At 42.3% G+C, this 21,546-nt stretch carries 24 protein-coding genes; 13 read left to right on the top strand and 11 right to left on the bottom strand.

Translation table 11 applies throughout. The features are described from left to right. The first annotated feature begins 27 nt into the window (after positions 1-27). Entirely contained in the window at positions 28-1,260 is a 1,233-nt protein-coding gene (locus V7K44_RS00315; protein WP_334927569.1) for a sensor histidine kinase, read from the top strand. Between the two features lie 19 nt (positions 1,261-1,279). Here the strand turns inward: V7K44_RS00315 and V7K44_RS00320 are convergent, their stop codons facing one another. After that, complete coding sequence (locus tag V7K44_RS00320) at positions 1,280-1,765, bottom strand: PepSY domain-containing protein (RefSeq protein ID WP_334927571.1); 486 nt, start codon at positions 1,763-1,765, stop codon at positions 1,280-1,282. Between the two features lie 303 nt (positions 1,766-2,068). Here V7K44_RS00320 and V7K44_RS00325 point away from each other — a divergent pair, with 303 nt between their 5' ends. The 5 genes from V7K44_RS00325 (at position 2,069) to V7K44_RS00345 (ending at position 7,052) form a co-directional block, all read left to right on the top strand. Further along, the gene (locus V7K44_RS00325; RefSeq protein WP_334927573.1) at positions 2,069-2,836 is read left to right on the top strand and encodes a COG4705 family protein; all 768 of its coding nucleotides are present in this window, start codon (positions 2,069-2,071) and stop codon (positions 2,834-2,836) included. 71 nt (positions 2,837-2,907) lie between these two features. Next, on the top strand, positions 2,908-3,651 hold the full coding sequence (locus V7K44_RS00330; RefSeq protein ID WP_334927575.1) for a COG4705 family protein: 744 nt from the start codon (positions 2,908-2,910) through the stop codon (positions 3,649-3,651). A gap of 31 nt (positions 3,652-3,682) precedes the next feature. Then, positions 3,683-4,381, top strand: a complete 699-nt coding sequence (locus V7K44_RS00335) for a phosphatase PAP2 family protein (protein ID WP_334927577.1) — start codon at positions 3,683-3,685, stop codon at positions 4,379-4,381. A 234-nt stretch (positions 4,382-4,615) separates the two neighbouring features. Next, positions 4,616-5,020 (top strand): photosystem II protein Psb27, encoded by a 405-nt coding sequence (gene psb27, locus V7K44_RS00340; protein WP_190240755.1) that lies wholly within the window; start codon positions 4,616-4,618, stop codon positions 5,018-5,020. A gap of 535 nt (positions 5,021-5,555) precedes the next feature. Further along, positions 5,556-7,052: a family 10 glycosylhydrolase gene (locus V7K44_RS00345; RefSeq protein WP_334927580.1), complete on the top strand. Its 1,497-nt coding sequence runs from the start codon at positions 5,556-5,558 to the stop codon at positions 7,050-7,052. 108 nt (positions 7,053-7,160) lie between these two features. Here the strand turns inward: V7K44_RS00345 and V7K44_RS00350 are convergent, their stop codons facing one another. From V7K44_RS00350 to V7K44_RS00370, 5 genes are all read right to left on the bottom strand, one after another. Then, positions 7,161-7,709 (bottom strand): chloramphenicol phosphotransferase CPT family protein, encoded by a 549-nt coding sequence (locus V7K44_RS00350; RefSeq protein ID WP_334927607.1) that lies wholly within the window; start codon positions 7,707-7,709, stop codon positions 7,161-7,163. Next, positions 7,690-7,857, bottom strand: a complete 168-nt coding sequence (locus V7K44_RS00355; RefSeq protein WP_334927609.1) for a hypothetical protein — start codon at positions 7,855-7,857, stop codon at positions 7,690-7,692. The genes V7K44_RS00350 and V7K44_RS00355 overlap by 20 nt, the downstream gene beginning before the upstream one ends. 121 nt (positions 7,858-7,978) lie before the next feature. Beyond that, a complete protein-coding gene (locus V7K44_RS00360) occupies positions 7,979-8,575 on the bottom strand; it encodes a molybdenum cofactor guanylyltransferase (protein WP_442940651.1) in 597 nt (198 codons plus the stop codon). A gap of 99 nt (positions 8,576-8,674) precedes the next feature. Beyond that, complete coding sequence (locus tag V7K44_RS00365; protein WP_334927582.1) at positions 8,675-10,732, bottom strand: thioredoxin domain-containing protein; 2,058 nt, start codon at positions 10,730-10,732, stop codon at positions 8,675-8,677. A 250-nt stretch (positions 10,733-10,982) separates the two neighbouring features. Continuing rightward, positions 10,983-11,138, bottom strand: a complete 156-nt coding sequence (locus V7K44_RS00370; protein ID WP_179065022.1) for a hypothetical protein — start codon at positions 11,136-11,138, stop codon at positions 10,983-10,985. Positions 11,139-11,616: 478 nt separating this feature from the next. Between V7K44_RS00370 and clpP the strand changes: the two genes are divergently transcribed. Further along, entirely contained in the window at positions 11,617-12,228 is a 612-nt protein-coding gene (clpP, locus tag V7K44_RS00375) for an ATP-dependent Clp endopeptidase proteolytic subunit ClpP (RefSeq protein ID WP_334927584.1), read from the top strand. 263 nt (positions 12,229-12,491) lie between these two features. On the opposite strand, the gene V7K44_RS33085 is transcribed toward clpP, so the two are convergent. After that, positions 12,492-12,791, bottom strand: coding sequence for a hypothetical protein (locus V7K44_RS33085; protein WP_442940652.1), 300 nt, complete (start codon positions 12,789-12,791; stop codon positions 12,492-12,494). Positions 12,792-12,871: 80 nt separating this feature from the next. Then, positions 12,872-13,756, bottom strand: coding sequence for a hypothetical protein (locus V7K44_RS00385; RefSeq protein WP_334927586.1), 885 nt, complete (start codon positions 13,754-13,756; stop codon positions 12,872-12,874). Between the two features lie 1,100 nt (positions 13,757-14,856). Here V7K44_RS00385 and V7K44_RS00390 point away from each other — a divergent pair. The 3 genes from V7K44_RS00390 to V7K44_RS00400 all read left to right on the top strand — a co-directional run bounded on the left by V7K44_RS00390 (position 14,857) and on the right by V7K44_RS00400 (position 18,718). Beyond that, the gene (locus tag V7K44_RS00390) at positions 14,857-17,211 is read left to right on the top strand and encodes a ribonuclease R family protein (RefSeq protein ID WP_334927588.1); all 2,355 of its coding nucleotides are present in this window, start codon (positions 14,857-14,859) and stop codon (positions 17,209-17,211) included. A gap of 17 nt (positions 17,212-17,228) precedes the next feature. Then, the gene (locus V7K44_RS00395) at positions 17,229-17,849 is read left to right on the top strand and encodes a flavin prenyltransferase UbiX (protein WP_094347835.1); all 621 of its coding nucleotides are present in this window, start codon (positions 17,229-17,231) and stop codon (positions 17,847-17,849) included. Between the two features lie 167 nt (positions 17,850-18,016). Then, on the top strand, positions 18,017-18,718 hold the full coding sequence (locus V7K44_RS00400; protein ID WP_334927591.1) for a LapA family protein: 702 nt from the start codon (positions 18,017-18,019) through the stop codon (positions 18,716-18,718). A gap of 19 nt (positions 18,719-18,737) precedes the next feature. On the opposite strand, the gene V7K44_RS00405 is transcribed toward V7K44_RS00400, so the two are convergent. Continuing rightward, entirely contained in the window at positions 18,738-18,932 is a 195-nt protein-coding gene (locus V7K44_RS00405) for a hypothetical protein (protein WP_322729499.1), read from the bottom strand. A 591-nt stretch (positions 18,933-19,523) separates the two neighbouring features. Here V7K44_RS00405 and V7K44_RS00410 point away from each other — a divergent pair. Genes V7K44_RS00410 through V7K44_RS00420 form a run of 3 tightly spaced genes read left to right on the top strand, consistent with a single transcriptional unit; the run spans position 19,524 to position 20,855 of the window. Beyond that, on the top strand, positions 19,524-20,069 hold the full coding sequence (locus V7K44_RS00410) for a shikimate kinase (protein WP_334927594.1): 546 nt from the start codon (positions 19,524-19,526) through the stop codon (positions 20,067-20,069). Between the two features lie 46 nt (positions 20,070-20,115). After that, positions 20,116-20,532, top strand: a complete 417-nt coding sequence (locus V7K44_RS00415; RefSeq protein WP_334927596.1) for a XisH family protein — start codon at positions 20,116-20,118, stop codon at positions 20,530-20,532. Then, the gene (locus V7K44_RS00420) at positions 20,520-20,855 is read left to right on the top strand and encodes a XisI protein (RefSeq protein WP_109007494.1); all 336 of its coding nucleotides are present in this window, start codon (positions 20,520-20,522) and stop codon (positions 20,853-20,855) included. Before V7K44_RS00415 ends, V7K44_RS00420 begins: the two co-directional genes overlap by 13 nt. Before the next feature lie 69 nt (positions 20,856-20,924). Here the strand turns inward: V7K44_RS00420 and V7K44_RS00425 are convergent, their stop codons facing one another. Beyond that, entirely contained in the window at positions 20,925-21,095 is a 171-nt protein-coding gene (locus V7K44_RS00425) for a hypothetical protein (protein WP_334927600.1), read from the bottom strand. A gap of 17 nt (positions 21,096-21,112) precedes the next feature. Next, the gene (locus V7K44_RS00430; protein ID WP_334927602.1) at positions 21,113-21,454 is read right to left on the bottom strand and encodes a pentapeptide repeat-containing protein; all 342 of its coding nucleotides are present in this window, start codon (positions 21,452-21,454) and stop codon (positions 21,113-21,115) included. Between the last annotated feature and the right edge of the window lie 92 nt (positions 21,455-21,546).

Consider the following 21,546-nt stretch of genomic DNA (forward strand, 5'->3'; position numbering starts at 1 on the left):
TATATATTTTTTTATAACAGAAAAAATGTGTTTCAAAGAATCCGATATCGTTTATTGTTGTCTTATTTAGTTGTATTCGCATCGCTACTAGGAATATTTGCGATCGCAGTCCGATTTGCTTTCACTCGCAGCTTGACTGAACAAATCACAGATAAACTCATAGCAATAGGAAAAGGTGCTGCTGCAAATGTCGAGTTGGAAAAAGGTCGCCTGACAGTTGAAAGTGACTTTCGCCCACAAGACTTAATTGCTTCTCATCAAGCTTTGCAGTGGTTTGATACTCAAGGAAATTTGATTACCCAACAGGGAAAAAATGTTTTAATTTTACCTTTTTTACCAAACAAAATAGTACAATTTCAGACTGGGAAAATCTCTATCCAAGCAGTAAATGTACCAATTATTGCTAGCGATAATGGTGAGCTAGTTGGGTATGTGAGGGTAAGTCAATCTTTAGAAGAATTTGATGAAACCCTCCAAAAATTGGATTGGGGATTAAGCGGTGGGATTATTATAACTTTGGTTCTGAGTGGTATTGGCGGAATTTTACTAACTCATCAAGCAATGCAACCCATTGAAGAGAGTTTTGAAAGACTCAAACAATTTACTGCTGATGCTTCCCACGAACTACGCAGTCCGTTAATGGCTATCAAAATTAATGCTGAGTTACCGCTGGAATATCCAGAAGAAATAGGCCCAAAAGATGCAGAAAAATTTCAGGCGATCGCCAACGCTACCAACCAGATGACTCGCCTCACAGAAGACTTACTGATGTTAGCACGCACTGATAGAGTTTCCAATCAAAATAGGGATACTCTCAATTTAACGTCAATATTAGAGAACCTAATCCAAATGTATAAACCTCAAACTGAAGCGAAACAAATTAACTTTAAATTTCAATTAGTTGCTAATCTTCAGCTAATAGGTGATTCAGTTCAATTAACGCGATTGTTTACTAATTTAATTGAAAACGCAATCAACTATACACCATCAGGAGGTGTAGTAGAAATTAAAACCAGTCGTGTGGGTTCCCAACTTTATGTCAACGTGCAAGATACAGGTGTGGGAATAGCACCAGAGCATATCGACAAGGTTTTTGAGCGTTTTTGGCGAGCAGATCAGTCTCGTTCTTATTGGTCAGGTGGTTCTGGTTTAGGACTGGCGATCGCTCAAGCGATCGCCCAAAATCACGGTGGATTAATTAGTGTTACCAGTCAATTAGGAGTTGGTAGTTGTTTTACTGTGCGTTTACCGACTTCTTGACAATGTAATTTTACTTTCCTTACTTAGCATCATCATTGGTTTCGCGATCGCCATCACGACTTTCTTTAACTTGAATACTACTCTTCGGACGAGTGGCTTCATTCTTCTCGTTTTGTTGATTGGCATTTTCAGCGTAGAGAACTTTGCCATTACCAGCATCCACTGTAACTTCTTGCTGACCAATTTCTACAGCATAAATTAAGTTGCCATCTTCATTTTCAAGTTTGACACTTTTTGCTTTACCTCCTATAGATGCTTCAACTGCTTGTTGTGCTTGTTGGGCTGTAATTTTAGCTAGGGGTTGCAGTTTTGCCGCTTCTTGTGCATCGTCGTTTGTTTCACCGTCACCATCACTAGCTTCAGCAACTTTAGTAACAAGATGATGGTGAGGCACAATTGCTACGAAAGATTGTGGTTGTTTTGCAGAAACAACTCTCGACAATCCAGCAAATCCCAAAGTACCAACAAAAGCTGCTGCCAAAATAATTTTTGTTGAAGTCTTCATACTTGTGAAATCCCTTGAAGTCTGGGTTTGTATTTTCACAATAGGTAATAAAAGTCAAGAAATAGTCAAGATTGGTTTTAAGTTAACAAATTTAATATCAAGTGGTGAAATTAATTTTTAATGAGACATTTCAGCTATTTGTAGTGCCTATATTAGAAGAAAATTACTTTTTCAATGAAATCTTGACTATTTCTTGACTTTTGGTGTGTAAAGTACAATCACTCAGCAATTTCTGACAACACAGGTAACTTTAAGATGTGATGTAATCTCACTTATATGGAAAAATCATCGAGGAAAAAGATTATGAATAAAATTTTAAATAGGGTTCCAGAGGTTACAATTTACTTCTGGATTATTAAGGTTTTGGCAACTACAGTAGGTGAAACCGCAGCAGATTTTCTGTCAGCAACCCTGAACCTTGGTTTAGGCATTACATCTTACATTATGAGCGGTGTGTTACTGATTGCGCTGTTGAATCAATTTAAGCTTAAACGTTATGTTCCAGCAAGCTTCTGGTTTGTGGTCGTTTTGATAAGTATCGTTGGCACACTGATCACTGATAGATTAGTAGACGAGCTTGGAGTTAGTTTAGTAACAACTACTGTAATTTTTAGTATTTCCTTGTTGGTAGTTTTTGCGCTCTGGTATTTAAACGAAAAGACATTAGCTATGCACTCCATCAATACAGCTAAAAGAGAGCTTTTTTATTGGGTAGCTGTTTTGTTTACCTTTGCCTTGGGCACTGCAACAGGAGACCTATTAGCAGAGTATTTACGGCTGGGCTATGCACAATCAGCGCTGATATTTGGCGCTTCAATTGCAATTATAGCGAGCGCTTATTATTACTTGTGGATGAATGCAGTTTTGGCATTCTGGTTAGCTTACATATTGACTCGTCCACTTGGAGCATCTATAGGTGATTTACTATCCCAATCTCCTACAAATGGTGGTTTTGGTTTTGGTACTGTCGGAACCAGTATACTTTTTCTTTCTATAATCGTCAGCCTGGTTATTTACTTAAGCCTTAAGCAAAAGAAATTAGCTTTACAGCCGATTGACCGACAAGACTAATTAGCGTCTAGTTAATTTAATGTCATGAGTGTTAAAAACGATGACTTACTATTTTTTATTGGGAAAAATAAATGAACAAAGTTGCAAAAGTCACAATTTTTTTCTGGATCATGAAGATCATCGCCACGACGCTCGGCGAGACGGCAGGTGACTTCATCTCAATGACTCTTGGGCTGGGATATTACATAGGCTTTGCCGTAACGTTCGCCATTCTGGCTATTCTCCTATTTTTTCAAATTCAATCCGACAGATATCGTCCAGCCCTTTACTGGGCGGCCATCATTGCAACAACTACAGCCGGAACCGAAGTTTCAGACTTGATGGATCGATCTTTCGGGCTGGGCTATGCAGTGGGATCGCTTATTCTGGTAGCTGGTCTGTTGAGTGTTCTTGCTATTTGGTACTACCGAGATCGGGATCTGAGCGTTTATCCGATCATAAGGAAAGACGCAGAGACTACCTATTGGCTGGCCATTGTATTCTCCAACAGTTTGGGAACGGCCTTTGGTGACTTTCTGACAAGCAACTTGGGACTGAGCTATATCCAGGGCGCATTCGTGACGGCCAGCGTCATTGGTGTTGTCATAGCCCTTCACTACATAACAAAGTTGAGTGATATTTTCCTATTCTGGCTCGCGTTCATCTTCACGCGACCCTTCGGAGCGACCTTCGGAGATTTTTTGACAAAACCAGTCAAAAATGGTGGTCTATCACTGCCAAGGGGTTATGCTTCGGCGCTCGCCTTTATTCTACTAGCAGTTGTGTTATTCTTTTCCGTGCGAAAGGAGAAAAAAGTGCGTCACCCAATTGAGTGATGATTTTAAGCATAATGAATAAAATTAAAGTATGCTCCGAAAAATTTCTAGTTTCTGGTTGCGTCATATACATCCTCGTTTTGCTCCCTTAATTGCCACAATTGGTATTGTTGGACTTGCTAGTTGTCTGCTCATACTTTTTGTTTTAGCAAAATTAGCTGAAGAGGTTTTGGAGCGAGAAGCTTTTGCATTTGATACTAGTTTTTTGTTATGGCTACATCAGTTTGCCAATCCGCATTTAGATAATTTAATGCTGTTTATTACAAATCTTGGTAATCCTAGTACAGTGGTTATAGTTGCAGGCGCAACTTTTTTGTTACTTTGGTGGCAACGTTACCGAGAAGAAGCAAAAATTTTTGTACTTGTTTGCTTGGGAGGGCTAATTTTAAATACAGGGCTAAAGTTGCTTTTTTCTAAACCTCGCCCTGAATTGTGGCATCGCTTAATTACTGAAAAATCTTTTAGTTTTCCTAGTGGTCATGCACTAGGTTCTATGGTGCTTTATGGTTTTATTGCTTACGAATTGGCAATTCACTATCCTCATTTTGCTAAAATTATCTACACTTTGACAGTTATTTTTATTGCTGCTATTGGTATCAGCCGCTTATATTTAGGAGTCCATTGGCCCACAGACATAATTGCAGGATATGGAGTTGGTTTTTTGTGGCTGATGATATGTATTACGATGTTGAAATTGCAAAGATTGAGGCAGAGAAATTTAGTTGATTAAATCCTATCAACCTCTAATTCCATAACTTCGCAGAGAAACCATAGCAATGATAATTTTCCAATCAGACAGATTTTTTAATCACCTGATTTTTGCCCAAGATGCTTGTAGATGAGCGCCCTTGAGGGAATGAAACAGCCCTGCTCCCTACTCCCCACCCTTCACTCCTCACTCAATTGATCCCCAAGTTACCAATCCAAGATAGGATGGACGTTGATTTACGTATTCTTTTACTTAATGCATATGAAGCGCTATTGGTCGCGTTTGCTTGCGCTGGTTTTGGTTGTAGCTATCGGCTTAATGGGTTGTTCTGGCAGTCCAGATAGTTTGACTGGGGATTATCGTCAAGACACCTTAGCTGTGGTCAATATTATGAGACAAGCTCTGGATCTTTCACAAGATTCACCAGACAAGGCAGCAATTCAAGCAGAAGCGCGTCAAAAAATTAATGACTTTTCAGCTCGCTACCAGCGGGTTAACTCTGTTTCTGGTCTTGGCTCGTTTACAACCATACGAACAGCCCTCAATTCCCTAGCTGGACACTACAGTTCTTACCCAAATCGTCCCGTACCCGAAAAACTCAAAAATCGTCTAGAGAAAGAGTTGCAGCAGGTAGAGACGGCGTTGAAACGTGGCGGTTAGCTATTAACTATTGCTTACTCCATCATCAATAGTCAGGTGTCAAAACTTTTGATTCCTGACTATTTTGTTTATCAAGGCAGAAGGCAGGAGGCAGGAGGCAGAAGGCAGAAACTCTTTTGCGTAAGTCCTGCATTTTATAGCTCATTTACTTGAAAACTGCTGTCATAATGCAAGCCGACGCATTAACAATGCAAGCCGATGCATTCACATTGAGGGTGAAGTTTTAATATCTACTTCATGCACTGGAAACCGCTATACAAAAATACGGCAACAGAAATAGACCTTTGAGAGTCTTAAAAAAATAGGTTTTAAAACCCTTAGTATTTAACTATATAATTCGATACACGTTGCTCAGAATTATTTGAATTGGGATCGATGATTATCGCAAATTAAAGACTTTAAGACCGAACGTCAATACGTAGCTCAGAGTTAGAGCCACTCTGTCTTTGCTCAGTTACCCTGTGGTAAACAAGTTACAGTCGGAATTTAAATCCCTGTCTGAAACTCTTTTGAATTTGTTCATCTACTGGTAGGTATGTCTAACTGTCCCTTGAAGGTTGCAAGATCGATATTATTTTGGCGGCGCTTATTCGCTGTTGTTTTTACTAGTAGTTTGTTGCTCCCCAACTTGGGAAGCGAACCAGCAAAGGCGCAAGTAACTGAGTATTGTCAGTTATCATCAGCGGCGGCGCAACAAAAAGAAAGCTTACGTCTGTCAGCGCTCAAAGGTAAACAAGATGCTCAAACGCGCTACCAAAGCATAATACAAGAACAGGCGCAGAAATTAAAGCAATGTCGCTCTCGAACTTGGCCGCAAACCCAAGCCCTTTGGTTACGCTTGTATCCCTGTGACATTCAGCCAGGAATAATCGATCAGGTTATGGATCGGATTGTTAATGGTGGCTATAACCAAGTTTATATAGAAGTATTTTACGATGGGCAGGTACTATTACCAGCAAGAGCTAACCCGACGGTTTGGCCTGCTGTGATTCGCACTCCAGGGGCAGAAAACATTGATATACTCGCCACGGCAATCAAAAAAGGTCGGCAACGTGGTTTGAAGGTCTATGCTTGGATGTTTACCACAAATTTCGGTTATACTTACGCCCAACGCCCAGATAGAGAAGGTGCGATCGCTCGTAATGGCAAAGGTCAAACGAGTTTATATGTGGTAGATAATGGCTCTCAACTATTTATCGATCCCTACAACCTGCAAGCAAAACGCGACTACTACCAATTGGTACAAGAAGTTTTGCGCCGTCGTCCAGATGGCTTGCTATTGGATTACGTGCGTTATCCCCGCCAAGCTGGAAGTGATTCCATCGCCACTAAAGTTTCAGATTTATGGCTATTTAGTCCCGCAACCCAAGAAGCTTTATTTAAACGGGCACAGAATTACAAAGCACTGGACTTAATTCGTCGCTTTTTGAGTAAGGGATTCGTCACTGGGGGAGATGTAGCGGAAGTTGATAAACTTTATCCCCAGGAAGGAGAACCTCTTTGGCAAGGACGCATCCCAGTAGCGCAAAAGTCAATCCTGCCTGCAACCGATAGACAAAGAGTTTTACAATGGGAGTTGTGGCAGCTTGCCGTTGCCCATGCTATGCAAGGAATTCTAGATTTTGTCACCATCGCTAGTTACCCAGCAAAGCAGCAAGGTGTTTCCACAGGAGTAGTATTTTTTCCTGATGGCAACCAAACTGTAGGACAAGGGTATGATTCTCGTTTGCAACCTTGGGATCGGTTCCCTAATACATTAGAGTGGCATCCTATGGCTTATGGGAATTGCGGTAACGTCAGTTGTATCGTGTCGCAAGTGCAACGGGTTTTGAGTATGGCAAAACCGGGTACGCAGATAATCCCAGCTTTAGCCGGTCAGTGGGGAAAATCTGTTAGTAATCGTCCATCCTTAGAAGTGCAAATGCAAGCACTCCGCCAATTTGCCCCCCAACTGAAGGGAGTTAGCCATTTTGCCTATTCTTGGCAATATCCTCAGAATGATAGCGATCGCAAATTCTGTCGAGTTAAGTAGACTTCTGATCAGAATTAGTGGAAAGGGATTGAATTTCCCTTTCAACTTATAGAATCACACACTTTACAAATTCATACCAAATATAGTTAACACAGTCATAACTACAGCTTAAGTATAGTGTGTAGCGAGTCGTTGGAATGACGACGGTGCTGGACTATCTGCGAGGTACTGGCGTATCATCTCAGCACACGCACCTGGGCTTAACAAAGAGGTATCCACTTCAAGGTCATAGATGCCAGGGATGTGGACTTCACGTTGCCATAACTGAACCGGATGTGGTATCGGGGAGTCAGATGTACTTCCCACGTTCCACCCCGTGTTTTGTCGTCGTTCCATAACGATCTCGATGGGGCAGTAAACACCTACGAACAAAACCGGCAATCCTTTCAAACGTTGGGCACTATCAGCCAGAATGGCCCGTTCTATTGCGTAGGCGTCATGGTGTCCGACATCAACCACGACATTCAGACCCAAACGGCTGTGGGCAGCGATAGACTCATACATAGCGCTGTACAGAATGGGAACAAGGGGTTCGATGTCCTGGCGTTCTCCCCCTGGTCGCAAACCGATCCCAGGTAAGTATCGTGCGGGAGTCATTTGCATAAATCTATCAACACCCAAATTCATCCACAGACCATCAAATGTCTCCTGAATCACTGCGACAATGCTCGACTTCCCCGATCGCGGGACACCATTCAGGATGATAATCTGTCCAAGCTCCTGTGTCTGCCCCATGATTCCTCCTTGCATCCTTTATACACATAGTTAGCAGTTCCACGTTACGGCTAAAACGTTGAATAGGCAAGAATTCAGGAGTCAGAATTCAGAATTCAGAATCAAGACGCTGCGCGTAGATCATCCCAAAAATGACTTTATTACCAGAGTTTCCCTAGGTTCAGTTCACGATTAAGTCCCCACTCTCAAACTCAATTTAAAGCCAAGTCCTCTGGTGTATTACAGTTAAATAGCATTTCGGGTTCTTCTAAGGGCAAAACTTCTACCGGATATTGCCGAAGCCACTGCTGAAACGATCGCCCCCCTTGGTTGATAAACTCTAAGAGTTGTGGCAAACAGCGACGGCGATAGAAACCACACAGGGGTTCCCAGCCTTTGGGATGACAAGCTAAAGCTGCGATCGCATTATCCCCCACACTATCAAGTCTACTTGCCCAATCTTGCAACACTTCAACCCGCAACCTCGGCAAATCGCAAGCTAGCAACAGCACCCATTCTGTCTCTACTTCGGCTAGTCCTTGAGCAAATCCAACTAAAGGCCCGTGGGCTAGAGATTCTCTAGACAAAGGTACTTCCCGAATAAACTCACAACCAGGCAAAAGCAAATCTTGATAGCGTTCTGGCCAGGGAGTTACTACATAAACAACATCAGCACAGCTTTGAGCCATCCCACAAACTCGCTGCAACAACGGTACTCCTTCAATGGGAATCAAGGCTTTATCTTGACCCATCCGAGAACTCTTTCCCCCAGCTAACACAATCGCTGTTAATTTGCTTCGGTTCGTCATAATTTTGTAAGTTCGTAGCAAATTCTCTTAAAAAACTCTGCGTACCTCTGCGCTTTCCTCAGCGTCCCTCTGCGTTTAAAAACCGCTACGAATTAAAAATTACCCTCTATTCTGACTTTTCTCCACCTGCTGCAATAAATGCTCTACACTTTCTGCTGGTGCAAGACACTTCAAGCCTTGGCAAACTAACCCAACGCTTCTCTCTGGTAAATCAGATGTGATGGCAAACGCAGCCACCGGCAAATACTTGGGGATCAAAGAGTTTATTTGCTCAGTTGTGCTGCGAATCAAGGTAGAATTACGATACCAATCCAAAGCTGTAAACAAGCTGGGACAAGCTTGGGGAGCGCGATGCATTACACTTTTAAAAGCTTTCAAACCAAGTTCCGCTAAATCCAAATAATCTAGATTATCGGTGAGTAAAGCGAGACGGACAAGATTAGCGATCGCAATTCCATTAGCTGACGGTGTCGCATTATCTGCGTAACTACGCTCTCTAACAATTAAATCTTGACTAAAATCGCTCGATGTGTTATTATAGCCGCCTAATTCTACACTCCAGAGAAATTCGTTAAATTCATCTTGGATAGCGATCGCATTTTCTAACCATTGCTCATGCTCAGGGTTACAAGCTTGTAAATCTAGTAGAGCTTTAACAAACAAAGCATAATCTTCAGACTGCGCTAAAACAGTTGGTTCTCCTTGATAATTGAGTCTCTGGAAACGACCATCGACAAACTGATTTTCCAAAATAAAATTCGCCGCTCGTGCTGCTAATTCCAAATACAAAGGTTGTTGGAAAACCCCAGCAGCCCTAGCTAGCCCGGAAATCATCAAGCTATTCCAGGCGACAATCATCTTTGTATCTGTCACCGAGGGAATGCGACCTGGCCAATTAGTGGTTTTTGCTTCCTGGTTGTTCCGAGCCGGGGGAAAAGTTTCCAGCGACTCAGGACTAACGCCATAACGAGCGCTAAACAGCTTACTCAGTGCCATTTCCAGCGTTGCACTCAGTTGACCTGAATGGCGTCTTTGCAAAACATTATGTCCTTCAAAGTTGCCGTTAGGCGTCACCGTAAACTGTTGTTGTAATTCCGTTAATTCTTCAGGCGTTAACAGTTGTTGTAATTCGCTGTAACTCCAGATGTAAAAGGCTCCTTCTTCTGGTTCTACCGCCGTTGGTTCAGTGAAGCTATCGGCATCTTGAGAAGCATAGAAATAACCTTCAGGCGCAGTCATTTCCCGCTTCAGCCATTGTACAGTCCCAGCAACCGCCCTCTCAAAGGATGGCTCTTGTACTCCTGCACTCCATAAAGAAGCCAGATACTCGACAATCTGTCCATTGTCGTAGAGCATCTTTTCAAAATGCGGTACTGTCCAAGTCGGGTCAACAGTATAGCGATGAAAACCACCGCCTACATGGTCATAAATACCGCCCAGCGCTAAGTCTAGTCCTCGTTGGCTACAAACTTGCTTGCCATCATAGCGAGATTCAAAATTAAATCGAGTTCCCCGCAGTGCTAATTCTGTGTAGGGAATCATCGGAAAACTGTTACCAGATTGATTAGGAGTAATTACACCTGTACTAATTTCCCAACCTTGGCGGAGTAATTCATGGTCTTCAAGCTCAGTTGTTGTACCGTCTTGCAACACCGCAGACGTGAGCAGAGACTCAATAATTAAGGCTTTACGTTGTTGTAATTCTTGTTTTTCTGTATCGTAATAACGGCGAAGCGCTTGCAACACCTGCAAAAATCCCGGACGACCATAGCGCGGGTCTACAGGAAAATAAGTACCAGCGTAAAACGGCACTAAATCTTCTGGGGAAAGAAAAATATTTAAAGGCCAACCCCCTTGACCGCTCATCATCTGCAAAGCTTGCATATAGATGCTATCGAGGTCTGGTCTTTCTTCCCTGTCTACTTTGATGGGAAGATAATTGGTATTCATGTAGTCAGCGATCGCAATATCAGAAAAAGCCTCGCCTTCCATGACAGTACACCAGTGGCAACTAGAATAGCCAATGGAAAGAAAAATCGGTTTATTTTGCGCCCTTGCAGTTGCAAGTGCTTCGTCACACCAAGGCCACCAATCAATCGGGTTTTCGGCGTGTTTGCGGAGATAGAGGCTCTTAGCTTCAGCAAGGCGATTAGTCATAATCAAACGCAAGTTAGTTGCCTTCTTTGCTCAGTCTAGCCTGTTCTCAGGCTTGTTAGCCTAGACAACTATGTACATTCAGTAAGAAACTCAACGAGCGAATTATCCCTTTGTTTTTAATATCGCCTAGTAAGTTGGTGTAAAAAAAATGCAGTTTTGTAGTTAGCGCTAACTACAAGGGAAGCATCTATACAAGAATTGGGTTTATTTACGGTAACTTACTTATACCTGTGCAACTTCTGAAACATTCTTATTGAAAAGATCGCAATAGCAAGCTAACAATATTTGGTGGCGTTTCTTGCATAGGTGATGCTGTCTTTGTTTGAATTAAAGTATTTGGGCTAAGTCCTGCTATCAGATGGAGCAAGAAGGTGATGATGGCGGCTTGTATAAGTTTTTCCAGCATGGCACGTCTCTCTCTGAATGGATAGCATTTCAACTACGACTGGTTATTCTAAATACACCTCGTACTGCCGATTTACTGAATCTAACAAAAATAACTTGATAAATGCCGAAGAAAATCCTAAAAAAATGTTTAAAATGTTACTGATAGTTAACATAATTCCCTAAGCAAGTCGGATTTCGGTTATCGGTCTAATCAATACATCGCCAAGGTTGTACAGCAAAGTCCGAGATATAAGATTGGCGACAATTGAAGTTTTTTGATTTATTCTTCCCTAAACCGGGATATCTTCTTAGACAGCTTTTGTTGCTAAAAAGTGCCCTTGGAGGTTGAATCTATTGCAAAATCACATTTTGCTCCTTTGTTGAAAAAGACAGAATAGCCAAGATTTACTTATATCTACCTGGGAATAGTAGAGATCAGCCCCAGTTTCGTGCTGTCACCGATAAAATGTATTTAAAGTAGCCACAAACACGCTTCCATGATTCCTATCGTTATTGAACAATCGGGTCGAGGTGAACGCGCCTTTGACATCTACTCACGGCTGTTACGTGAGCGCATCATCTTTTTGGGACAACAAGTTGATAACAATATTGCCAACTTGATTGTTGCCCAACTGCTGTATTTGGATGCTGAAGACCCGGAGAAAGACATTTATATGTACATCAATTCTCCCGGTGGTTCGGTGACGGCTGGTATGGGCATTTTTGACACTATGAAGCATATTCGCCCTGATGTCTGTACAATTTGTACCGGATTGGCAGCGAGTATGGGTGCTTTTCTCCTCAGCGCGGGTGCTAAGGGTAAGCGGATGAGTTTACCCCATTCTCGGATTATGATTCATCAACCTTTAGGCGGCGCTCAAGGACAGGCGACTGATATTGAAATTCAGGCGCGGGAAATTTTGTACCATAAGAAGCGGCTAAATGACTATTTAGCTGACCATACAGGTCAACCAATTGAGCGCATTGCTGAAGATACTGAACGTGACTTTTTCATGTCACCAGAGGAAGCCAGGGACTACGGTTTGATTGACCAAGTGATTGACCGTCACTCCGCTGGTAGCCGCCCAGCAGTTGCTGCTGTTAATTAATAGTCGCGATTGGTAAATGGTTATTTACCACTTTTAATTCCCTTAAACCCCAAAAATAACCCCTCTTCATAACTGAAGAGGGGTTATTTGACTTAAACAACTCGATTTAGAAGTCGCGCTAGTAGGTTGGGTTGAGGAACGAAACCCAACATTCCCTGGGCTTTGTTGGGTTGCGCTTTGCTTAACCCAACCTACAATTTTTCACAAAGCCAAGCGTATTGGTACTTAATACCGATTTGGACAAATGACCAACTAAAATCCCGCTATTGGGTTTGGCTGAGATTGTAAGTATTTGAGGAATCCGTGTAATTCTTCTTCAGTAAGCAAAGTACGCGTTTGATTTCAAAATTAATTTTAGCAATCAGAACTTCGTGTAATGTTGGTGTCGGTTGAGATACAAGGTATTGGAGGAATTCATGCAATTGCTCATCGGTTAGCAAAAAACGCGATCGCTTCCCATAGCTTTTAATCAGATGATCCCGTCCCTGTTCTTTTGTCAACCCTAAACGCTGCATTTCGATATCTGTTTTAGCAAGTAGTTCAGCAAAATTCACAGGTTCCATAGCTTCGTTACTGTTTCAAGAGCCTATGTTATTAGTCATTAGTCCTTACAAATGACTAATGACCAATAACAAATGACTAATCAAAATCCCGCTATTGGGTCTGGCTGCGATTGTAAGTATTTGAGGAATCCGTGTAATTCTTCTTCAGTAAGCAAAGTCCGCCCACGCTTACCGTAGGTTTCAATCAGATGCTCTCGTCCCTGTTCTGGTGTCCAGCCTAAACGCTGAAGTTCGACATCTGTTTTAGCAATTACATCTGATAAATCCACTGGTTCAGCTTTCTTCTTTCTTTTTCCTGTCACTGACGGGGTAGTGGCATTTTCTTGGGGGCTGTAACTCCGGGGTGTAAATGGCGTGACATTGTTGGCAGAAATTGCTGGAAAGGTTTGATTTTCTGGCTGGGTATCAAAATTTATTTCCAAGTTCTCAACTGGAGGATCGAATTTTAGCTCCTGCTTGGCAGGCATAGGAAAGTTTTGACCTAAATCCTGGCTATAAGTATCGTTTAGAGGCGCAGCATTGCTGTACCCATATTGTTCGTTACTAGTTGTTACTACTTCTGGTTTGATGTTCCGTTCTTTGGAAGGCGGTATAGAGATTTCTTTGTCGCTGACTGCTGGCCACTGACTACTAACAAAATCCTCAGCTTTTGCAGAGGAATAAGCAGCAGGGTCACTCAATCCACCTTTAGTATTCAAGGAAGGATTTAGCTGTGCTGGGGGAACTGGATTTGAGGTCAACGCCACTGATTCTAGTGGCGCGTTTGTAATACCCAAAACTATCAGTGCCCTAGTTCTGGCTTGGTCTTCTGCTGCTTCTACTGTTTCTGCTGCTGCCATACCCGTAGCACGGGTTACACCTTCAATTTGCACGCTTGCCCGGACAATATATTTTCCTTGAAAAATTTGCACTAATTCAGAAATCAAACTGCCCTGGGGATACAAGCTCTGGAATTGAGCCAACATAATACTGCTACCAATCTAAATATTTTTAATAACGAGGTTGATACTGCTTGTATGTTCAAGCGAGATCGGTTGCCCTTACTTTAATTTACATCCACTCGATACCCAGGATGCCTGCCAATATTGCATTTATTCATTTTTAATTGCTTACTATGTGTCATCAGTTTCTTGGCAGGCGATGAGTAGGTATAATTCTCTGCTCTGAGCCGTCAAGGTGATATTCTTGCTTTGCCTTGTGTCCCAATTGTAGCAGTAGCTCTTTTTTGACGAAATTTTTAGCGAGTGCTAACTTATCTGGGTAGTCTTGCTTGCAATGCTATACTGATTACCCAACTCTATATCTAGAACTATTTTCTGGAAGTGCGCTCTAAATCTACAATAATGGAGATAAGGTTCGCCCTCGCTGCTTATTAAGCTGCTTACCTAATTGTTACCGATTCTACATGTGGGAAAATTGGGTTCACCAGCAGTTCCTCCTAGTTAAAAATCAGAGTCTAATGGCGTAAAATTACCTTCTCTCTAGACAATCAAACACCTGTAGTTTCCACGCCACTTGACGGCAGTTGCTCCACTTGGGGAGACCCCTTGGCGCTAGCCTCTCCCTTTGGGAGAAGACCGCACTGCCTCCTCCACTTGGGAGACCCAGACGCTCGCAGACTCGCTAACGCTGCGCTAACGCTTTTAGCGTCTCCCCTTGGAGAAGACCACAGTGGCTCCCCTGCATAGCGCTTTTGGGCAGTATGGATTCTCTAAACCCAACTTCTCAAAAACCCGTCGCGTAATTACCTAGCGGGGCTAAATTGTAATCAGGCGTGCAATCTTAAGTTTGGTTAGGTGAAGGAAGTTGAACGCAGGCGAATTCTGAGAGCATTGTGCAGTGAGAAGTTCGTAAACGCCCAGAGCTGTCCGTGGGTCGGCTTCTTTGCCAAGGAACTGCGGGAGTAGTTTCCCGCTCTTACTGGGTCGGGCTTCCTTTCCTTAGAACTGAGGAAGCTTGATTCAGGGCAATTAGTTTCCAGCTTGTTTCTGTAAGCCGTGAGGGTATACAGAAAAGAACCAGATTAAACAACAAATGATGTTTTGACCAAAGGTCGGTTCACTGCATGGAATTTTCAATCGCTACACTCCTTGCCAATTTCACCGATGATAAATTGGTAGCTCGGAAGGTTTTAGAAAAGAAACTTGGCTGTGAAGATGAAAAAAGTTTACAAAAACTTCACATTGCCTTAGATGTTCTTGAAAAAATCGGTATTTTAGTGAAGGAACGGGGCAAGTACCGTCGTGTCTCAGAAGAGGGAATAATCGAGGCAAAACTCCGTTGTTCTAGTAAAGGCTTTTGCTTTGCTATTCAAGATGTGGAAGGAGCCGAGGATATTTACATCCGCGAAAGTCATCTGAGTAATGCTTGGAATGGCGATCGCGTTTTGGTGAGAGTTCTGAAAGAAGGCAGTCGCCGTCGCTCTCCTGAAGGGGAAGTAAAGCTGATTCTCGAACGTTCTAACCACACTTTGTTGGCACGAATCAAGCAGGTAGAAACTGGTTTTCGGGCTGTGCCTTTAGACGATCGCTTGCTGTTTGAACTCAAGATTCAACCTAACGGGGCAAAGTTAGAAGAAGCGATCGATCATCTGGTTCATGTGGAAGTTTTGCGTTACCCGTTGGCACAATATCCTCCCCTTGGTCGAGTGGTGCAAATCCTCGGCAGTGATGCCGAAGCCGCTGCTGATATAGATTTAGTTACGTGCAAACACGACCTTTCCCGGACTTTTCCAGATAATGTTCTAGAAGCAGCCGCCAAGTTGCCCAAAAAGCTCCTCAAAGCAGACCTGAAAAATCGGCTGGATTTGCGTAATTTGTTTACTCTCACTATTGAAGGGGTAAATAGCGATACCAAAATTATAGAGAACGCTTTTAGTTTAGAAAAAAACTTAGCCGGAAATTGGCTTTTGGGCGTTCATATCACCGATGTTTCTCACTATGTCCAACCTGACGAACCCCTAGATAGAGAAGCACTCAAACGGGGCAAATCAGTGTATCTTGGAGAATTGGTGTTGCCAATCTTGCCCCCAGGTGTAGCAGAACGCTGTTCTTTAGTACCTGGGAGCGATCGCTTAACCATCTCTTTTTTAATTACCATTGATCCCCAATCGGGAGAAGTGCTGGAATGGGAAATTCAACCCAGCGTCATCAATGTCGAGACTGCACTGACTACTGAACAAGCCCAAGCAATTCTCACAGGTGAAGCTCAAGATAAATCATCACAGGTTTCCCAAATACTGGAAAACCTCCAAAGCTTGCAAACATCTGTGAAACAGGTACGCTTGACTCGTGGTAGTCTCCAGTTGAATCTGCCGCCTAGCCAAAACGCCTATTATGATGAGGGGATTCTCGGCGCTGTCGTGCTGAATGATTTACCAGTGCGATCGCTGCTCACGGAGTTGGTACTGTTAGTTAATCAACTGTTCGCAACTCACTTAAATGCTCTTGGTGTTCCCGCTATCTGGCGAGTCCAAGGTACTCCTGATGTTGAAGATGTCCAGGAAATGCTGAAATTGGCAGTCAATTTAGGCGTTGACCTCACATTAGATCCAGAAGTTGATATCCAACCTTTAGATTACCAACATTTGACTACAGCTTTTGCTGAATCTCCTTCTGAGCAAGTTCTTACTTACTTATTACAAGATACACTTAAGCCGTCTGCATACAGTACCACCAAAGGATCTCACTTTGGTCTGGCACTACCGCAATATGTCCACTTTAGCGCTCCCTTGCGGCGTTTCCCAGATTTGCTGATGCAGAGAGTGTATTACACGCTACTCGAAAACGGACGCGATCGCCGCAATACCCGTGTCAGAGAGCGGGTTAATCTACGCCACTCCTCTAGCCACGAGGAAATTAACTGGAACGTTTTACCCCCAGAATTGCAACAAGAACTGCAAAGCGATTTGACTAGGGTAATTGTCCAAATTAACGACCGAGAAAAAGAAGTCCAAGAAGCTGAAGCCGATTTAGCAGGACTGCAAAAAGCTCAACTGATGAAGCAACGCATCGGTCAGGTATTTCAAGGCGTAATTACCGGGGTGCAATCCTACGGTTTCTTTGTGGAAATTGAAGTACCCGCAGCTGAGGTAGAGTCCAGCAGTAATCCTGGTGTGCCTTTGCGGGTAGAGGGATTGGTACACGTCAGTTCTCTCAAAGATGATTGGTATGAATATCGCGCCAGACAACAGGCACTATTTGGGCGCAAAAATCGCGCTTCTTATCGATTAGGCGATCGCGTCGCCGTGCAAGTGAAGAGTGTCGATTACTACCGTCAGCAAATTGATTTGATAACAGTCGGCAGCGATGGCGTCGCCAAAGGTTTAACTGGCAATGATTCTCGTGAAGACCTTTCAGACCTCTACTTACCAAATGATATGGAGCCTGATGACCTAGACCCTTACTCTGAGGATGAGTAAAATCCAGTAGAACTTACGTGTCAAATAACACCAAGCCTTTAATTTTAGGCGTATCGGGCGCATCTGGTCTGATTTACGCTGTTCGCGCGATCAAATTTTTGCTAGAAGCTGAGTATAGTATTGAATTGGTTGCCTCTAAATCAACTTACATGGTTTGGCAGTCAGAACAGGAAATTCGGATGCCATCAGAACCAACTGGGCAAGAACAATTCTGGCGAGAGCAAGCTGGTGTTGCACTTTTGGGTAAACTTCGCTGTCATCCTTGGAGCGATGTCGGAGCCGGAATTGCCAGCGGTTCCTTTGCCACTCTGGGGATGATGATTATTCCATGCAGCATGAGTACAGTGGCAAAGCTAGCAGTTGGCTTGAGTTCCGATTTACTAGAACGGGCAGCGGATGTTCAACTCAAAGAAGGGCGAAAGCTGGTTATTGTCCCGCGTGAAACGCCTTTTAGTCTCATCCACCTACGTAACTTAACCTCTTTAGCAGAAGTTGGAGTGAGAATTGTCCCCGCTATTCCCGCCTGGTATCACAATCCCCAAACCATCGAGGATTTAGTTGATTTTGTAGTTGCCCGTGCTTTAGATCAGCTAGATATTGACTGTATTCCAATTCAGCGGTGGCAAGGTCGTCGTTAACAACCTCAGTGGATTCTATTGTAAATCTCACAATAGTCCTAAAAAGGTAATGATAGAGATGGCTGATAGTGTCAGTGGTCAGCGAACAGTAATTAGTGAAGAATAACCAGACTGATCGCTGACTATTGATAACTGACCACTGATAATTGACAACTGACAAAATTGCTATGGCTGTAATTCGCTTAATTCTATTGGTGGCAGTACTGGGAGGACTAACGCTGTTATTAGTCCAAAATTTCTCACCTGCCCTATCGCTAGTATTTTTGGGCGTGCGAACTCAACCATTACCACTAGCGATATGGATTTTGTTCAGTACTGCCACTGGTGCTTTCACATCGATATTGATTGCTACCTTATTTAATTTATCCAATTATTTTGTGGCAGGACAACGCCAAACTCCTAGAAGAGCAACCGCCCCTTCAAGTCGTGCGAAGGCAACCCGGAGAGAAGAACCGACATCTCGCCCTGCCAGTCCTCCACCACCAGCTAGTAAAAATGAAGAGCCTAGCAGTGAGGAATTTGATGATTGGGAGACAAATAGCAGTAGAGATGATGATTGGAACTTTGATGAAAAGTCAGAGGAAGCGCCTATTCCCAATTCTCAAGCTCAACAACCTAGAGACTCAACAACTGACGAACGTCAATCAGAAGCCAAAAGCAGTTCTCGGTCTGGTTCAGTTTACTCCTATAGCTACCGCGAGCCAAAAAATACGGCTGCGGGAAAAACTGAATCAATTTACGATGCTGATTACCGAGTAATTATCCCCCCTTACCAGCCGCCAACTACCAATCAAGCAGATGATGATGATTGGGAGTTTTTTGAGGATGATGATGATTTTGAAGATGATGGTAAACGCCCCCGTCGGTGAGGTGTAGCAGGCGACATCTCTATTTAATGCCACACCGTTCTCTAGACTCCTGCTTGACCTTACCAATCATGGCAGCTTCCTGCAAAGTCATGAAAGCATTAAAATCTTCCAAGTCATATCGGGTAGTCAACAGTTGTCGTAGTTGATCTTCAGCTTCAACTGTCAAATAACCAGTTGCTAAAGCTCTTTCTACAACGTCACGAATTCGAGTCATGGTTGACACCTCATTCATTCTATATTTATTCATTCAGGCTTATCGGGGTGGAATATGCAGTAGTCTTTGTGTCGAAACTTCAATTTCTTTGCAAGCTTTTTTTGGGCGATCGCGGTAAATTAGTCATTATTTACACCTTTATTAGAAACATTTAATTGAGCGGGTCTTGTTATAACTGAACTTTGAGATATAACGACCCTGTGCTGTTAGAAACACAGTATTCTATATACTTAAAACTAATCATCAAGGTAAAAACCCTGATTATTTAGATAGACAGATATTGTTTAAATAAAGTTTCAAACAAGCTAGGTTAATTTTTTGGTTAAGCATAGCGATCGATATACAGCAATTACCTAGTTACTTCAGAAAAATTACTACATTCCTAAGAAATTCGTCGGTCATTAGTGATATTAATTTCACAGAAGAATCGTTAATTTATTGCCTAAGTTACTTTAAATACATTCGTAATAGTAATAACAGTAATTTATGCAACTCAAATAGAAGATGTATTTGTATAAGATCAAACAATATGTCGTTAAGTTTATAATTAGAAACTGTGACTCAGCACTCAGAATTGGAGCGAAGAAACTGGTGAGCAACTTATTACAAGGAGTCAACCTGTACTTAATTGGGATTATGGGCGTTGGTAAGACGACAGTAGGGCGCTTACTAGCAAAAGAACTGGGTTATGGGTTTGTGGATACCGATAATGTTATTGCCCAAGCAACAGGTAAATCTATCAATCAGTTATTTGCACAAGTTGGTGAAGCAGGGTTTCGCCAGTTAGAAAGCGACGTACTCTCACAAGTTTGTGCTTTTACAAAGTTAACTATCGCAACCGGTGGCGGAATTGTACTGCGGCGAGAAAACTGGGGTTACTTGCACCACGGTTTGATAGTGTGGCTAGATACGCCAGTGGAGATAATTTACAGCCGTTTAGCTGAGGATACCACAAGGCCACTGCTGCAAGATGCCGATCCTAAAGCTAAGTTGCGATCGCTCCTCGAACAACGAACACCACTTTACTCTCAAGCCGATTTGCACATAATTGAGCGAGAGGGAGATACACCTGAAGACGTTGCCAAGCGAATACTTGAGGGAATTCCTGGCATACTGAAAACACAAGTTTCTCATTAATGGGGAATGGGAAATATCAAATCTAAAAAAGATATTTTTACTAACTGTGTCTGCAAAAGATATTTTTCATGAATCAGTTAAAAAAGCTTTGCAAAAAGAACAATGGAGGATTACGAGCGATCCATTAAAATTTAAATTTGGGGAAGTCAATTTCCAAATTGATTTAGGCGTAGAGAAAATAATTGCCGCAGAAAAAGGAAATGAAAAAATAGCAATTGAAATCAAAAGCTTTTTAAACCCCTCGGCAATTACAGACTTTTACTCTGCTTTGGGACAATTCCTGAGTTACCGTCTAGCATTAGCAGAATATGAACCAAAGCGAGTCTTATACTTAGCAGTTCCATTGGATACGTACAAAACATTTTTTAAACTGGAGTTTACTCAAACTGCGATTGAACACTATCAGGTGCTATTAATTATTTACAATCCAGTAGATGAGGTGATTGTAGAGTGGATAAACTAGCAAAATATCAAGAATATGTTAAAACATTGTTGACGAACTATGCCAGTGATGATGTCTCGGATAACAATGTCGAAGTTCAACTGATTTTAGATACAGAACGCAATCATTATCAATGGATGAATGTCGGTTGGCAAGGATTTAATCGTATTTATCGATGCGTAATACATTTTGATATTAAAGATGGCAAAATCTGGCTACAACAGAATTTAACCGATCGCAATCCAGCAGAGGAATTAGTGATGATGGGAGTACCACGAGAGGATATTGTCTTGGGTTTGCAAGCTCCATACAAGCGTCAGTATACAGATTATGGCGTAGCGTAATGCGATCGCTCCTCGAACAACGAAGATCCCTTTACTCTCAGCGAATACTTGAAGCAATTTCTAACGTTTTCAAAACACAAGTTTCTGATTAGGAAAACTCAAGTTACCAAATTTTGCCCATCCGTAGGACAAACCCTGGTAATTCTGGATTGCCACTAACTGCTTCGGGATTTTCCAAAATTTTAACTTCTCGATTCGGAAGGAGCGATCGCTTGCTTGTTGTGTCGGGTAATCTGGCAACAGTAATTTATTTAGTATCAGTTATTCCGAACACTACCATCAGGCATAATAGTTGTACTGAATATTGCTCCTTCCAAATTTGCACTATCTAAAATCGCGCCTTCCAAATTGGCATTAGTTAGATTAGCATTACTAAGGTTTGCATAACTTAGGTCAATATACTTTAAAATTGAATTACTTAAGTTTGTGTTGGATAAATTAACTCCACTTAAATCGGCTCCTCGCAAATCAGAAAGCCTTAATTCAACACAACTGAAATTGTTTGTAAAATCTCGTTCTCCTAATGCGTAACGTTGCAACAAAATATCTTTAATCGCAGCAGGATTACAATTGTCGTTGCAAATATAGCCGCTTGGCATACAGCACTTGCGTCTATTATGAGGTACACTAGATTAAAATATAAATCCTTTTAAATGAAGTCCTACTCTGTCGATCTTCGAGAAAAAATAGT

This window comes from Nostoc sp., assembly GCF_036917235.1.
Lineage (GTDB): Bacteria > Cyanobacteriota > Cyanobacteriia > Cyanobacteriales > Nostocaceae > Nostoc.